General features: G+C 43.9%; 15 protein-coding genes. 5 read left to right on the top strand and 10 right to left on the bottom strand.

The genetic code is table 11. The features are described from left to right. The first annotated feature begins 274 nt into the window (after window positions 1–274). Both HEQ19_30195 and psaI read left to right on the top strand, forming a co-directional pair. Window positions 275–2,902 (top strand): hypothetical protein, encoded by a 2,628-nt coding sequence (locus tag HEQ19_30195; protein ID WYM03113.1) that lies wholly within the window; start codon window positions 275–277, stop codon window positions 2,900–2,902. A 694-nt stretch (window positions 2,903–3,596) separates the two neighbouring features. Then, a complete protein-coding gene (gene psaI / locus HEQ19_30190; GenBank protein ID WYM03112.1) occupies window positions 3,597–3,737 on the top strand; it encodes a photosystem I reaction center subunit VIII in 141 nt (46 codons plus the stop codon). Between the two features lie 183 nt (window positions 3,738–3,920). Here psaI and HEQ19_30185 read toward each other — a convergent pair whose 3' ends face one another. The 7 genes from HEQ19_30185 to HEQ19_30155 all read right to left on the bottom strand — a co-directional run bounded on the left by HEQ19_30185 (window position 3,921) and on the right by HEQ19_30155 (window position 6,705). Next, window positions 3,921–4,040 carry a photosystem II reaction center protein J gene (locus tag HEQ19_30185; GenBank protein ID WYM03111.1) on the bottom strand — a complete coding sequence of 40 codons (120 nt, stop codon included), beginning with the start codon at window positions 4,038–4,040 and terminating at the stop codon, window positions 3,921–3,923. A gap of 219 nt (window positions 4,041–4,259) precedes the next feature. Next, the gene (locus tag HEQ19_30180) at window positions 4,260–4,379 is read right to left on the bottom strand and encodes a photosystem II reaction center protein L (GenBank protein ID WYM03110.1); all 120 of its coding nucleotides are present in this window, start codon (window positions 4,377–4,379) and stop codon (window positions 4,260–4,262) included. A gap of 9 nt (window positions 4,380–4,388) precedes the next feature. Further along, window positions 4,389–4,526, bottom strand: coding sequence for a cytochrome b559 subunit beta (gene psbF, locus HEQ19_30175; protein WYM03109.1), 138 nt, complete (start codon window positions 4,524–4,526; stop codon window positions 4,389–4,391). Between the two features lie 9 nt (window positions 4,527–4,535). Then, window positions 4,536–4,784 carry a cytochrome b559 subunit alpha gene (psbE, locus tag HEQ19_30170; protein WYM03108.1) on the bottom strand — a complete coding sequence of 83 codons (249 nt, stop codon included), beginning with the start codon at window positions 4,782–4,784 and terminating at the stop codon, window positions 4,536–4,538. Window positions 4,785–5,015: 231 nt separating this feature from the next. Then, a complete protein-coding gene (locus HEQ19_30165; protein WYL98145.1) occupies window positions 5,016–5,222 on the bottom strand; it encodes a hypothetical protein in 207 nt (68 codons plus the stop codon). A gap of 13 nt (window positions 5,223–5,235) precedes the next feature. Then, window positions 5,236–6,258, bottom strand: coding sequence for a photosynthesis system II assembly factor Ycf48 (locus HEQ19_30160; GenBank protein WYM03107.1), 1,023 nt, complete (start codon window positions 6,256–6,258; stop codon window positions 5,236–5,238). 102 nt (window positions 6,259–6,360) lie between these two features. Then, on the bottom strand, window positions 6,361–6,705 hold the full coding sequence (locus HEQ19_30155) for a rubredoxin (GenBank protein WYM03106.1): 345 nt from the start codon (window positions 6,703–6,705) through the stop codon (window positions 6,361–6,363). 329 nt (window positions 6,706–7,034) lie between these two features. Here HEQ19_30155 and ndhC point away from each other — a divergent pair, with 329 nt between their 5' ends. From ndhC to HEQ19_30140, 3 genes are read left to right on the top strand one after another with little or no spacing between them, the layout of a single operon-like run. Continuing rightward, window positions 7,035–7,397 carry a photosynthetic/respiratory NAD(P)H-quinone oxidoreductase subunit C gene (ndhC, locus tag HEQ19_30150; GenBank protein WYM03105.1) on the top strand — a complete coding sequence of 121 codons (363 nt, stop codon included), beginning with the start codon at window positions 7,035–7,037 and terminating at the stop codon, window positions 7,395–7,397. Continuing rightward, window positions 7,388–8,125: a photosynthetic/respiratory NAD(P)H-quinone oxidoreductase subunit K gene (ndhK, locus tag HEQ19_30145; GenBank protein ID WYM03104.1), complete on the top strand. Its 738-nt coding sequence runs from the start codon at window positions 7,388–7,390 to the stop codon at window positions 8,123–8,125. The genes ndhC and ndhK overlap by 10 nt, the downstream gene beginning before the upstream one ends. Window positions 8,126–8,159: 34 nt before the next feature. Further along, on the top strand, window positions 8,160–8,642 hold the full coding sequence (locus tag HEQ19_30140) for an NAD(P)H-quinone oxidoreductase subunit J (protein ID WYM03103.2): 483 nt from the start codon (window positions 8,160–8,162) through the stop codon (window positions 8,640–8,642). A gap of 234 nt (window positions 8,643–8,876) precedes the next feature. Here the strand turns inward: HEQ19_30140 and HEQ19_30135 are convergent, their stop codons facing one another. From HEQ19_30135 to HEQ19_30125, 3 genes are all read right to left on the bottom strand, one after another. Continuing rightward, window positions 8,877–11,285: a hypothetical protein gene (locus tag HEQ19_30135; GenBank protein WYM03700.2), complete on the bottom strand. Its 2,409-nt coding sequence runs from the start codon at window positions 11,283–11,285 to the stop codon at window positions 8,877–8,879. Window positions 11,286–11,803: 518 nt separating this feature from the next. After that, window positions 11,804–12,220, bottom strand: a complete 417-nt coding sequence (locus HEQ19_30130) for a hypothetical protein (protein WYM03102.1) — start codon at window positions 12,218–12,220, stop codon at window positions 11,804–11,806. 221 nt (window positions 12,221–12,441) lie between these two features. Further along, window positions 12,442–14,601 (bottom strand): PhoX family phosphatase, encoded by a 2,160-nt coding sequence (locus tag HEQ19_30125; protein WYM03101.1) that lies wholly within the window; start codon window positions 14,599–14,601, stop codon window positions 12,442–12,444. Window positions 14,602–14,673: the final 72 nt, after the last annotated feature.

Genomic DNA, 14,673 nt, shown 5'->3' with positions numbered 1-14,673 from the left:
ATTTCTCACTAGTCCGACGACAAAAGTGCTGTCAAGGGGAGTAACTGTGCTATGAGCGGTTAAATCCACCATTTGCCAACAGTATCCTTGTAAGCGAGAGCAATGGAAGCGAGGTTTTCCAGATCCCGTGAAAAATCAGATAGTTTACCAACTAATATTTTGCACATCCCAAAACATGATTTTGGGTTACGGAATTATATATCGTTGAGGTAAACTTGCAAGCAAGTAATGCAAAATATAACTTTGCTGGTTTTTGGTCTGGGCATCACTCACAATGGAACAGTGGCAATTTCTGATACAGAAACAGGGCGATCGCACTTGGCGTCCTTTAGAATCGCCAAAAGGAGAAATTTTGGCTGGTCGGTATAGGGTTTTGGCTCGCTCTCACCGTCCAAATACGGATGTGGATGTGCGGATAACATACTTCTCTAGCCTTGAGGTACCACCAAAGCGGCGAATTCACAAGCGATCGCGCCGTACTAATTCTGAAGGTTTAATGGCGGTGATTCCTTACACCAACTTTAAGCCGGGAATTTGGGAGTTGCAATGTTCTGGCGATTTGATGTCAGATATTCTCGGTCAATCGTGGAAATACACTGTCCATTTGCAAGTCTTGTCCCCGGAACTAGATGCTGAGGTAGATCCTAACGGTGAAGAATCTGATTCGCTCCCGCAAGCAGATACTCTGATTGAGAGTAACGATTCATCACATACCCATGCGTCCGTCAATATTTCCGTAGATACTACTAATTCTGTCACTGCTGAATTCGCAAATGAGACTGAAAGTATCCCCACTACTGAACTGCAAACTCAACCAGAAGATGGTCTGATTGATCAACCTGTCAGCCCGGTTTGGCTCAAAGGTGAGACTGCAGAGCAAATTTTACAACATTTAATAGATTTAGCTTTACCTAGTTCTGAACGCCTGCTAGAGGATGAAACGGTTGAAGATGCAACCGCAACACCAGCAGCGCTACCGCTATTGCTAACTCTAGATCAGCAAACCTATGTGGCTCGTTGGGGGGAAGTTCTGGTCATTCACGGGCGCGTGGAGCTAACACAAATAGGATACCGACCAAGTTTTTCTAGTCTGGAATTAGGTATTGATTTGCGCTCACCTGTGCAATTGGAAATCTTGACCCAGATTCGGCAACCCTTAGCGAATCAAATGCTACCCTTGATTATCAATTCGCCAATTCTGATTCCGGCTGAGTGTGAATCTAAACTGATTTTAGCAGACATCAGTTTATATGGTGCCGTCGGTGATATTCCTGAAGTCAGACTGTTAACTAGTCACTCGTTCACAATCACTGCAGATGTAACCCAATTGCTGGCGATTACAGCCGCAAAACCGAGTACAGCAAATTTGTTAGATGACCAGAGTACAGAATCGGCTCCAGCTGCCAACCAAGAACCACAGCCAACTGTTAGCATTGGTTTAGAATTGTTTAATCTGGTCAAAAGTATCAAACCAAACCAGACTCTGCTGCTCAATCCATCGCCCAATCAACCCCTACCACCGGAAATTAAACGGCGATTGCTACCAGCAGCTTCTCTGGAGGCGTCTACCCTCAAGAAATCAGCAGATTCCCGTGCGCCTCAATTACCTAATTTACCTCCCCTCCCAGCTAAGGTCGCCTCAACTGTGGCTATTGCCGAACCGCCGACAATCGAAGAAGATTTAGATAAAGTGGAGGCGATCGCCCCCATCAACTTGGAGGAATTGGTCATCAGACAGCGGCGATTACCGATGATCAGCAGTACTTTTCCTTACTTGAAACAGCTATTGCCGGCTAGTGAACAGTCTGCAGTACAAACTACAACGCCTGATGCATCGGTATCTCAGGCTGATGAACCATTTGAACCGCTGGATCTAACCGTCTTTGAGGATGATAATATACCAGGATTGACCGCAGATAAAGTACAATTACCAAATAAATCGGTTGCAGAAGTAGCTACTCACCATCAGTCAAAATTCATCGATGCTGATGTTGCAGAAGTAACTCCATCGTCGGGGGAATTAGTTGATGAATCTACTGCAGAAGTAACTCCCCCACCTACAGAATTAATCACAAATTATAATCCTTACTCATCTCCTTTAATTAGGAAGTGGTTGTACAATCAAGGATTTTCTTTACCGGAACCGATCTATTTACCAGACCAAGACTACGATACCGATTTTCCACTTGAGCAGATAATTACTGAGCAACAGGTTGATGTGGCTGATACTCCTGAAACTCCGACCTTGGAGATGGATTTGCTACCGTTCAATCTAGATGCTGTTGGGATAGAGGAAGAGACGGAAGCAGTACCACAAGAAGATACAACCACATTAGAAGATCTCAAGCCTGTATCACCGCTTCCGGTACCACCCCCTCCCCCTTATTTCAAAACAGCATCAGCTTGGTTAGCCCAAGAAATTGTCGTAGATGATACATACAGCGAACCAGAACCCATTCCCGAAGAAAAGCCACCAGTTCAACAGCAGCCATCAGGAGCAGATTTATCATATTCCCTAGGAATGATCGCAGCAAACATCGAATCTTTACCAGTTCCCCAAATGCATGTACCAGAGGGCGAATTGATTGCCGGGAAGTCTGTCAAAGTGCGTGTAGAATTACCTGATGTATCTGCTGAAGTTGTGGTAAAATTTTGGGTAGAAGATTGCCAAACTCGGTGGTTGGTAGACGGTCCCCATTTGCTGAAAATGGTACCCAATCCTTTTGGCAATTTTGAAGTGATTACTCAATTAAACATACCCTTTGGCTGTTTAGAAATTCGCCTAGAGGCGATCGCACTCGATACAGCAACCCTACAGGAGAGTCACAAAGTCAGCATCACGCGCACTGTGATTCCGCCAAACTTGCCGGCTTTGCATATAGATGAACTACTCTGGATTTGACGGTTGACGGTAAAATCAGGGTTTTTGGCGCCGAAAGATGATCTTCCGGGGCGCAGGGCCTTGCGCCCCTACCCCCTATCGTCCTCACATAGCTGATAAAATGGGTTTCGGGAATAGTCACCAAAGTCCTCACTTCGTGACGCTACGCGAACGCGCCTTACCCCCCTGCATTTATGCATGGGGGTAAGGCGCAGGCGATTTTAATCGCAGTCACATTATACGGGGGTTGCTGCATTCGGTGTACCTTTGTTTTGTACTTTCAACGGGACAATTACCGTTTCAAACTTTACAACCCTGTACGCATAATGTTTTGCTCCATTCGCGCAGCGTGGCGCAGCCAAGAGCCTCCCTTGCGGGGTGATGTGAGCTTCTCCTAAGAGGAGACGCTGCGCGAACGACAATGTTAGAGGTCGGTAACTATCCAAACGACACTGGTTTAACCCCATTAAGCCTGTTTAATCGTTCAGTTCTAGAGCAGGGAACTAGCTACGCATTCCTTGGTAGGTCTTTAACTCTTACCTCTAACGTAGTTCAGTTAAGAACTTAGTCTGGTCAGGTTAAGGCTTTTTCAAGCCCCCGCCTTTAGGCGTGGGGTTCCTGACGGTTGTTAAAAATCTTGAGAATTTCAAAAATGAGGCAAAATTTGCAGTAAGCTCATTTTGAATTGTAGTTTGATTTAACAGGACTTTTAACTATGGCATCTCAATTTTTGCCTCAAATCTTGGCTAGCACTTCCTACTTACCCGCTCTGTTCGTTCCCATCATCGGTTGGGGTGTACCTGCAGCAGTGATGGCATTTTTGTTTTTATACATTGAAAAGGAAGATATCGCTTAATTAGCGGTTAGCAATGTTACAGCGATTTTCACCCAATAACCACAGATCTTCGTAGGGGCGCAAGCCCTTGCGCCCCTAATTAGAACACCGCCTATCTTTGAGAGATAGGCGGTTTTTTTATGGTGATTTCTAAACAAGTGCTAGAAAATTCACAGGATTTATGGTATAGGTATCAGTCCAGTCTTATATTGAAGAACCGATGCCGGCGTAGGCTCCATAAAAGAAAATACCTAAAACAGTAATTATGCCTAACCCTGCGATTGTAGCGACAACCCACAGGGGAATTCTCCCACTTCCAGACACAGTTTTTCTCCTCGCTTAATAATAAATCAACACAAGTCTATCGATATAGGCAGTATTTCCACAGTGGAATACTTTTGAAATTGCCTACCTATGCTTAACAGCATCATACTAACACCACCAAGGCAGGATAAATGCCAATAGTGTTATGGCACCCCTGGTTGTAACCAGGGGTTTTCAAGCTACTTTTTGATAAACAAAGATTAACAACAGCGTTTCCAGTTAGTTAAAGAAGTAACTAGAAAACAGAATACCCAGGACAAAAACTAGTAGTAGTCCTAGATACAGCGAAGTGCGGTTTAGTTCAACCGGTTGATTATTGGGATTGGGTGATCTTTCCATGAGTTGCTCCTAACGTTGAATAAACTGCATTGCGGCGATCGCGCCCAAAAAGAAGACACTAGGTACACCTAAGGTGTGAACTGCAAGCCATCTAACCGTAAAAATGGGATAGCTAACTGGTTGATTGATGTTATTACCGCTACTCATGATTTCAAATTACTTTCCAATAAATTGTTCAACTTGCTGTTTGGCGTCAAAACGATCCTTCACAATTGGCACTTCTTGCCGCGCTTCTGTGAAATACTGATTAGGGCGGGGTGTGCCAAAGGCATCATAAGCCAGTCCGGTGCTGACAAACAACCAACCGGCAATAAATAATGCGGGGATGGTGATGCTGTGAATTACCCAGTAACGAATACTGGTAATAATGTCCGAATACGGACGTTCTCCAGTGGTACCTGACATTTAAATCCCTACCTTCGCAAAGACTACTATTGACTTTATTATCCTACAAACTTAAGAAACAGTAACAAGTTGCAACGACCTTCTCAGAAATACGGTTGACCCTCCGAATTTTAGATTTTGGATTTTGGATTTTGGATTTTAGATTTTTGGGGTACGAGCAAGACCCAATCCCCAATAGTAAGGAGTAAGGAGTAAGGAGTAAGGAGTAATGAGTAATGAGTAATGAGTAAATTAATCCAATCCCCAATCCCCAATCCCTGGTAACAGAGCGGAGCCGAAGTGCAATCCCCAATCCCCAATCCCCAATCCCCAATCCCTGGTAACAGAGCGGAGCCGTTCGCGTAGCGTCTCGCAGAGAAGTGCAATCCCCAATCCCCAATCCCTGGTAACAGAGCGGAGCCGTTCGCGTAGCGTCTCGCAGAGAAGTGCAATCCCCAATCCCCAATCCCTCTTAAGCCGCTTCTGGCTGGGGAGTTGTTTCCAGATTGGGTTGGTATTTTAGCAATACGCCGCGATCGCCAATGATAAATCCCTGATCGGGTTTAAAAAAGACAATCTTGTAAAAATTAGCCGCTACTTGTTCGACCTCTCGGTCTTTTTCCCAGGTTTTACCACCGTCGGCGCTGTGTAGCAAATTACCACTACCGCCACCAACCCAAATATCATTGGGTGTGCGATATGCCAAATCTAGCAAGCCCCAGCTAGTAGAAAACTCAGGATTTTGTGCTTCTAGCCACTCATCAGGTTTACTAGGGTCACCAAATTGTACCTGACCCCCCCGTGCTAGCAACCACAACTGACCATTATCAGTAAAACCCATATTTTCTACCCGCCGAGAGCTGTTGCGGTTATGGGGTTCCCAAGCCGTTTTTCCTGGTTCCCAAATCGAGTAGAAACTACCCTTAGCGGAAACAGCAACATATTTACCATCTACAGAACGTTCTAAGTTCCGCACCACACCCACAGCCGCTTCTACCTGGGCTTTCCAGTTTTTACCGCCGTCTATGGTCTGATAGATTGCTCCCACATCCGTAGCCATTTCCGCCGAATTTTCTGCCAGTGCGGTGATGTTGATGGGATTACCAGGTAACTTGGAACTTAGGGCAATGCGTGACCAAGAACGACCTTCATCAGTAGTGTGTAGTAGCAATCCAGGCTCACCCACAATCCAGCCTTCTTCCCCGGCAAAACTGATCGAGTCAAAGCGATACCTAGAGTCATCTAGAGCCAATTCCAAGGGTTTCCAAGTATCCCCACCATCATTGGTTTCCAAAAGGGTGGCATTGCTGCCTACTAAGTAACCATGCTGAGGGTTGGCTGTAAAGGCTATATCCAGTAACTTCGCATCCGTGGGGACATTAATCACCGCCCAGGGATTGTAGCTACTGGAGGGGATTTTGCTACAACCTATACACATTAAGACAACTATTAACAAGGCAAATATTCGTTGCCAGCTTTTCAAAATTCGATGCATCAGTATTTCTGAGTTTTTGCTAAATTTGTGTAGAGGTTATCTAAAAGGTTTACCTTAAAGGCAATGGTTGCCCTACGGACTGGGTAAAAAAGATAGCGGGTATTATTGTAAGCCGTAGAGACTGAGAAAAAACAAAAACCCAAGTCCCAAAGCCCCAAAAATCAGGATATTTTTTTGGGCTGGTGTCAGCTTGTTGACACCTAAACCATAACCAAGATTTTCTCGGAAACCAGATGCTTGTCCCGCAGGACCGATGTTGGCGAAAGCTTGCTTTTTGGCACTACACACCGGACAGCGCCAATTTATGGGCAATTCGGCAAAAGGTATCCCTGAAGGAATATCATGTTTGTCGTCTCCCTTGTCTGGTTCATAAACGTAACCGCAGGCGCGACACTCGTAACGGTCTAACTCTTGAGTTTCAATAGTTTGTTCGCTTTGTTCGCTCATAGCCTAGCCTCACAGAGTGACAAATATTAAATATACGTTACAAATTATGACATAACCTTTAGACTTTTCTATCACCGACGCAAACGAATCAAATACCTGAGATCCGTCTGTTTCCCAGATTTCAGAAAAATCAAAAAGATATAATGTAAAAGAAAGTAACGTAATTGAGGGATTGGGCATGGGGCATAAGGCATGGGGCATAGGGTATTGGGGATTGGGCATTGGGGAGAAATTTTTCTAGTACCTAATCCCCAGTCCCCAGTCCCCAGTCCCTAATCCCCAGTCCCTAATTCCAACTTGAAATAGTCCATAAGCGGTAGATATCCATTGTGTTTGTCCTCAGCGGTTACGAGTACCTTCTAGGCTTCCTAATCATCTGTAGCCTAGTCCCTGCACTGGCGCTTTCAGCGTCTAAACTCCTAAGACCTAGTGGTAACAGCGGTGAAAGACGCACCACTTACGAATCTGGGATGGAACCCATTGGGGGAGCCTGGATTCAGTTTAATATCCGCTACTACATGTTTGCGCTGGTTTTCGTCGTCTTTGACGTAGAAACTGTATTCTTGTATCCTTGGGCAGTGGCTTTCCACACCCTGGGGCTATTGGCATTTATTGAAGCGCTCATTTTTATCGCAATTCTTGTAGTCGCCTTAGTTTACGCATGGCGTAAAGGAGCTTTGGAATGGTCTTAAATTCTAACTTAACAGCTCAGGACAAAGAGCGCATCATCAACCCAATTGAGCGTCCCAAGGTCACGCAAGATCTTTCCGAAAACGTGATCTTGACCACAGTTGATGACCTCTACAACTGGGCGCGGCTATCTAGTCTGTGGCCGTTGCTATTTGGTACAGCTTGCTGCTTTATTGAGTTTGCAGCTTTAATTGGCTCCCGCTTTGACTTTGACCGCTTCGGACTTATTCCCCGTTCTAGCCCCCGCCAAGCTGATTTAATTATTACAGCCGGGACAATTACCATGAAGATGGCGCCGCAGTTGGTGCGTCTTTATGAGCAAATGCCTGAACCAAAGTATGTAATTGCTATGGGCGCTTGTACAATTACTGGGGGAATGTTCAGCGTTGATTCTCCTACCGCAGTACGTGGAGTTGATAAACTAATTCCTGTAGATGTGTACTTGCCTGGTTGTCCTCCCCGTCCTGAAGCAATTATTGACGCGATCATCAAGCTACGGAAGAAGATCGCCAATGATTCTATCCAAGAACGGGATCAAATCAAGCAAACCCACCGCTACTACAGCACAACTCACAACCTCAAGCCAGTTGAGGAAATTTTAACTGGTAAATATATGCAGTCAGATACTCGCTTCACACCACCGAAGGAATTGGTGGAAGCAATGGGTTTACCAGTACCACCTGCACTACTGACTTCCCAAACCCAAAAGGAGCAAACTAACCGTGGCTGAAGAAGAATCTAAAGTAGTACCAGCAGCTGAAGGTCTGGTTGTATCCGGTCAAGTTTCCCAGTGGTTGACAGAAAATGGCTTTGACCATGAGTCTTTAGCACCCGATGTCAACGGGGTAGAAATAATTAAGGTAGAGCGAGATTTCTTGCTCCCCACCGCTACAGCTTTGTATGCTTATGGGTTTAATTGTCTCCAGTTTCAAGGTGGCGTTGACCTAGGTCCAGGACAAGATTTGGTCAGCATATATCACTTAATTAAAATTGGCGATAATGTTGATAAACCTGAAGAAATCCGCCTCAAGGTGTTCTTACCACGGGAAAATCCCACGGTGCCTTCAGTCTACTGGATTTGGAAAACCGCAGACTGGCAAGAGCGTGAGTCTTACGATCTATTCGGCATTGTATACGAAGGACACCCGAATTTGAAGCGGATTTTAATGCCAGAAGATTGGGTGGGTTGGCCTTTGCGTAAGGATTACATCTCTCCTGATTTCTATGAGTTGCAGGATGCTTATTAAGTAGTGCTGATTTTTGAGTTTCATCTGTGATTAACCCCTTTCCGGTGGCGGAGAGGGGGTAAATGCAGTTCCTGAAAATCTACCTAATTCTGCTCAATACTCCTCATTTTTATAGCTAGAGGTGAATAATGAGGAGGTTTTTCGGTAAGTTTTTTTAACGCAGAGGGCGCTGAGGAAAGCGCAGAGGTACGCAGAGGTACGTGAATATAGAGATGATGGATACAGATCAGCTATTTAGAAATTACCTTTTAACAATACAGTGAATACATTCTCATTTGTCCCCAACTGATTAACAGAGAGAAGTTTACCATAGTCGTACTCATTATTTTTCCAAGACAAGCTGAGTATGGGACTATTTTGATTGTCACCAAGTATAAATCTCGCTCCAGCACCATAGACAGAACGAGCAGCATTTTCATTGATAGGGGCATAATATGCTGATAATGCAAAATGCTTGTTAAATTTAAACGCCACATTTGTAACGAGCATATTATTAACAGAATCGGGTAAAATATCGCCAAAATAGTTGGTTAACCCAAAGGAAAAATTTCCTAGATTCACTTGTGTTTTCAGTGTAAGTGAATTCACATAATCATCTTCAGTGTTGAAGTAGGCTTCTTTATCAAAAGCATAATTAACCCCAGCAGACACAACTAAGTTGCTATTTTTACTAAAGGGAATACGTTTAGCAACGCTACCTACTGCTTGACTGTAGTAGTCAATATCTGGGTTAATATAAGCTAAAAACCCGCCAGAAAAAGTCCATCCATTGGAGGTTTTTTTGGTAAAATCCATACCACCATAAGCTTTAATTTCTTCTGCACCGATGACACCAGTGTAATATCTAAAGACATCTTGAGAACCAGTAATATTGCCAGTGAAACTAATGTGTGGGACATAATTAGTTTCTTCCTTATATTTGTGAGTCGTTACAGAATTAACCTCTTGATTGGACATACTCAGATAGACTTGAGTATAGAAATCTTGTAAATCTGCTGTCGCAAAAGTTTGATTATTAATACTAGAGACAAAGCTGACATTAGAACTATATCCCCCTTCTCCACCACCAGCAAATAAAACTTGCTGAGGTCCAATGATTTGATTACGAGTCTGAATTTCATAACTGCGTTTAATCACAGGTGATACACCCAACCAAATACCATTAAAACTAGCAGCAGGAACTTGATTTAAGTTGGTGGCTTTTCGCGGTAAGCTTTGAGCGTGTCCGATACCTCCATGATAAGCAGTAAAACTATTAGCAGGTAGTCTGACATTATTAGCAGCTAAAAATAAATTGTTATTTACATTTGAGTTCACTGGTTTAGATGAACCTGCAATACTAGGAAATATATCTGGCAATAAACTAGAGCCAAGTTGTAAGACTGTATTTAGTAAAGTATTATCGTCATTTAAGATAAATCCAAAACCGCGTATTGTTCTCGCCATGACGGCTTCACGGTCATTGGCTTTGACAATTTGTCTAACTGTAGAATAAACTATACTAGGGGTATTTTCAATTTCTTCTCTTCTACTGACATCTAGTTTATCCCCAGTACTATTACCTGCAAATGAACCTATATTAGGTAATAATAAATCTATGCCAACTTTTTGACCATTTGCCCCAGATTGAAACCCAGGCTGACGAATTGCAGCTAGTGTTGCTGGTGTTAATACTTCACCAACTTTACCAGTTTGAAAAATCCGTTTTGGCATGAGAGTATTAGGATTAATATCCCCAGTTGCCAAACCAGGAGTATAGCTACAAATTTCGTCTGGATTACGACCCGGAAATATACAGGAACCAGCCATACTTAATTGTATATGTTGACCCATTACAGTCCGGGGTTCTGTGAAATCAGTGATGATTTCTCTACGTTTTCTCACAGTTTGTAGTTGTAAATAATCCCCATTTTGGTCTACTGTGAATATATTATTTTTTGTTAAGCTTTCTTGAACTTGACTGTTAAAATTGACAATTCCATTAACATCAAGAGTAGAATTTCGACTATCCCCAAAGCCTGAAGATAGGCTTAATTCTGTTTTGGTTAAGTGATTAATTATTGTCCCATTGAGCGGTATGCTAGTTGTGAAAGTGCGAATTTTTTTGTGATCACCAATTGTGGGCGGAATGATATAATCTGGTTCAATTGGAGGAGTTTTGTCTGGTGGATATATTTGGTCAACGTCAAATTCATCAACCCTGGGCTGTGGATCTATTTGTTTGGAATTAGCTTCTGCTTGTTTAATGATAGTAGGATTACAATTCGGAAGCTTTGGATTTTTGGCTTCTAAATCTGCTACTTTTGTAAATTCAAGTTGTCCTATATTGTTGGGAGTGCAATTCGCCAATTTTGAATTTATTTGTTCTAAATCGGCAACCTTTGGTTGCTCAACAAAATCAGGCACATACCCTAAAAGGTTATTTTGTGAATCTGGCAAATTTTTTAAAGATTCTAAATTAGCAATTAATAGAGGAACAGATGGTAATAAGTCAGTGTTTTTCTCCCTTGGAGGCTTTTGTGAAAAGTCTAAATTTTTATAATTATCTGATACCTGAGCAAAGGCTGTTTGGCAAAAAAATATTGTTCCCGAACTCAACCACAAGAAAAGTACAATCGTTAAGTTTCTCTGAAGAAGTATCATAATTAATATCTGTAATAAGATTTGCAGAGATAGTTTGCAGCTTCAGATTGTCACCCAATTCAAGTACGGGGTTTTTGCGTTGACTGTTGACCGAATTGTAGATTTTAGATAATAGAATTGAATTATTGATATTTCCCAATCAAAAAAATTTTCACAGCTACCAGTTTGAACTAGGGAATAAATCTAAAATCTATAATCCAAAACAGATTTTTAACATCCTAGGTTTGTAGTTGCGGAGCGCGAAAGTAGGGGCGCAAGGCCTTGCGCCCCAGACGCCTGGTCTATTTACCTGAAAAACGCTGTAATTTCTGAAAGTCCCTAACCGATAAAGACAAAAGGTTTAGGGTGGAGAAAATCTTAGCTAAATAACAGTTTGATCACTGTTATTTAGCAGTATAAATTTCCGACACCCTAATCATCTTCTGGGACTTATACTTTGGCAAAAACTAAGCGAAACACTCACTGACTCAAGCAGAAAAAACAGAAACACTGCTTTGAATCAAACAAGCAAATGATGATTAGTTTGAAAATCCAGTCTCAACAGACCCGATGGGAGTTTCTGAGAAGGTAGAAATAGAGTTAGCTTGGTTAGTTCCTAAAGCAGTATCTGCACTACCTTTAAGTGTATTATTGCTGAAAGTCTCAGTGGAAGTAGCATCTGTGAATGATCCAGCATCACTAAGTAATTCGATCACTCCAGCACTTCCTAAAGCAGTGGCTGTGTTGATACCGTTGTTAGTAGTTGCTAAAGCGCCTGCATCATTTTTACCTACAGCACCAGCAGCAGCCATGCTAGTTACATTACCGCTAGCGTCAAGTGTAGCTGATACAGCACCAGCAGCAGCACCTTCACCAGCAGAGGCCATAGAACCAAAACTAAAAACACTAGCAGAAGCAGTAATCAAAGCGATCGCAATTTTGGTGTGGAATTTCATGGAAGTCTCTTCCTAATTATGTAAACACAAACAAAGATTCAGGCAATTAGTTATTTTTAGAGGCGATCCTCAATGAATCTGCCTCTACGAGATATCACTAGTAGTCTGTCAATTTTGTTTTGAGGGATTTTTGGTAGTGTGAGCGTCTCGCTCACGCGGGCAAGATGCCCGCACTACAGTCCATCATTTTTATCTTGACAGAGTACTAGATAAAACTGTGTTTACAGTCCACCAATGATACCGCCGTCATCGCGGGTAATGACGACCGTTGCAGAGCGGGGGCGTCCTTGGAGGCCATAACCTTGACTGAAAGGCCAGTTGCTGGTTAGAGTCGGATTTGCAGTAGTTCCACCATCACCAGGGTGCTGGATATTAATGAACATGGTTTTGCCATCGGGTGTACTAGTAACACCAGTTACCTCGCAGTCTGTTGGGCTAGTCAGGAAGCGCCGAATCTGCTTAGTGTTGGGGTCAGCACAGGACATGGTATTACCACCAATGTTTGTCCAATCACCTTTACCATCACCTGCTTGGTCGGTTTGAATCCAGAGGCGGCCGAAGTCGTCGAACCACAGACCATCTGGTGCGCCAAGGTCGTCGCCGTTAATGTTACCCTTATGATTGGTATCTGGGTCGAGTTTGTCGCCGCACTCAACGAAAAGATCCCAAGTAAAGGTGGTAGCTGTAACGGTGCGTCCATCTTCACGCCAGCGGATGATGTGACCGTAAAGGTTATTAGCACGTGGGTTAGCACCATCCACAGCCGGACGTGCAGAACCTGCAGATGTTGTACCGTCTTGATTGTTTGAAGAAGCTGGGGTTGTACCGCGACGACTATTGTTTGTTAACGTGCAGTAGACCTCAATCTCATTGAATCCATTGATCCGAGGACGTACAGCAGTCCACTCTGGGCGGTCCATCATGGTTGCGCCAACTCGATCTGCTGCTTGTCTGGTCTTGATCAGCACTTCCGCCTGGTTATTGAAACCATTCTGAGGTGTCAAACCGTTCTGACCATAGACTAGAGGAATCCACTGACCGGTGCCATTGTCATTAAATTTGGCAACGTATAAAATACCATCATCCAGTAGGTCACGGTTAGCGCTAATAAATCTGGTATTGAAGGGATTGGTGCAAACGAACTTGTAGATGTACTCGTTGCGCTCGTCGTCGCCCATATAGATAGCAACACGGTTGTTGTCATCCAGCACATACTGAGCGCTTTCATGCTTAAACCGACCTAGCCCAGTGCGCTTAACTGGTTTGCTGTCGGGATTGTATGGGTCAATTTCCACCACCCAGCCGAATAAATGAGGTTCGAGGGGGTTGTTAAAAGCATCAAAACGTGCATCAACAGTAGGCCAGCCATAGCCAGACCCTGAACCGATGCCGTATCGTCTCTGTGAAGCCCGGATATCAGCAGTCTTGCTCTCCAGACCTGGGGTGGCAACTACTTCTGTAGCATTAGAGTTGGCGAAGTAGGCGTTCCAGTTTTCTTCACAAGTCAGGTAAGTACCCCAAGGGGTATAGCCATTAGCGCAGTTGTTGAGTGTACCGTAGGCAGTGAAGCCATCATTTACACCGATTTCTACTGAACCTGTGGGTGTGATGTTAAACTTCTTCGATTTCAATAGTGCGTCGCCTGCTGCTGGTCCAGAAACTCGCATCTCGGTATTAGCTGTGATGCGGCGACCATAACGGGAATTGCGCTCAACACTCCATCTGTTGCCAAATCTTGTCTTGGATACTTCAAAAACAGACACGCCGTGAGCAGCCTGAGATTTGCGTACCTTGGCAATTGTGACTGGGCTGAGACCTTGGGAACCATGAAGGATCGATTCTTCGGTGTACTCATGGTTGACGCACAGCAACCCACTATTATATGTCGGTCCTGGCGCCGATGTTGTTGATGCCCGGTTTAAAAACTGGCGTCCAGGAATTGGGAAGAAGTGCATACCATCAGAGTGCATACCATACTGCTTCTCCTGGGCTGCAGCGTCCTGGGAAGCATCTGAAGCCCAGTTGGGAGCGCCTGGCATAATTGGGTCTCCCCAAGCAACCAGTACCTCAGCCTTGTAACCTTGAGGAACACTCACAAGGTCTTTTTGCAGGAGTCCGGTAGCTGGGTTGAGCAAATTCGGTGGTATGCTTTCAAAGCCAATGCCACGAAATCCTGGTCCGGCGGGAATTGGGGCGGCCTCGACAGTTTGCAGGAAGCCATTGATGGAAACATCACCTAGGACAGTGAGTACTGAAGTACCCACAGCCGTCATAATGAAGCGCCGACGTTTGATACCGACACGCTCAATCACATCACGAATTGACTCGTTACCGGATGGGTTGATTGTGACATCATTCTTGGGATGATGTGAACCTTTCATTCTGGGTACTCCATTTGATGGTTACGAAATTACTTTTGGTTAATCTCTTAATGACAGGAGCAATCTAACGAA

This window comes from Gloeotrichia echinulata CP02, assembly GCA_038087035.1.
GTDB lineage: Bacteria > Cyanobacteriota > Cyanobacteriia > Cyanobacteriales > Nostocaceae > Gloeotrichia > Gloeotrichia echinulata.
This window is presented reverse-complemented; position numbering and strand designations above follow the sequence as displayed.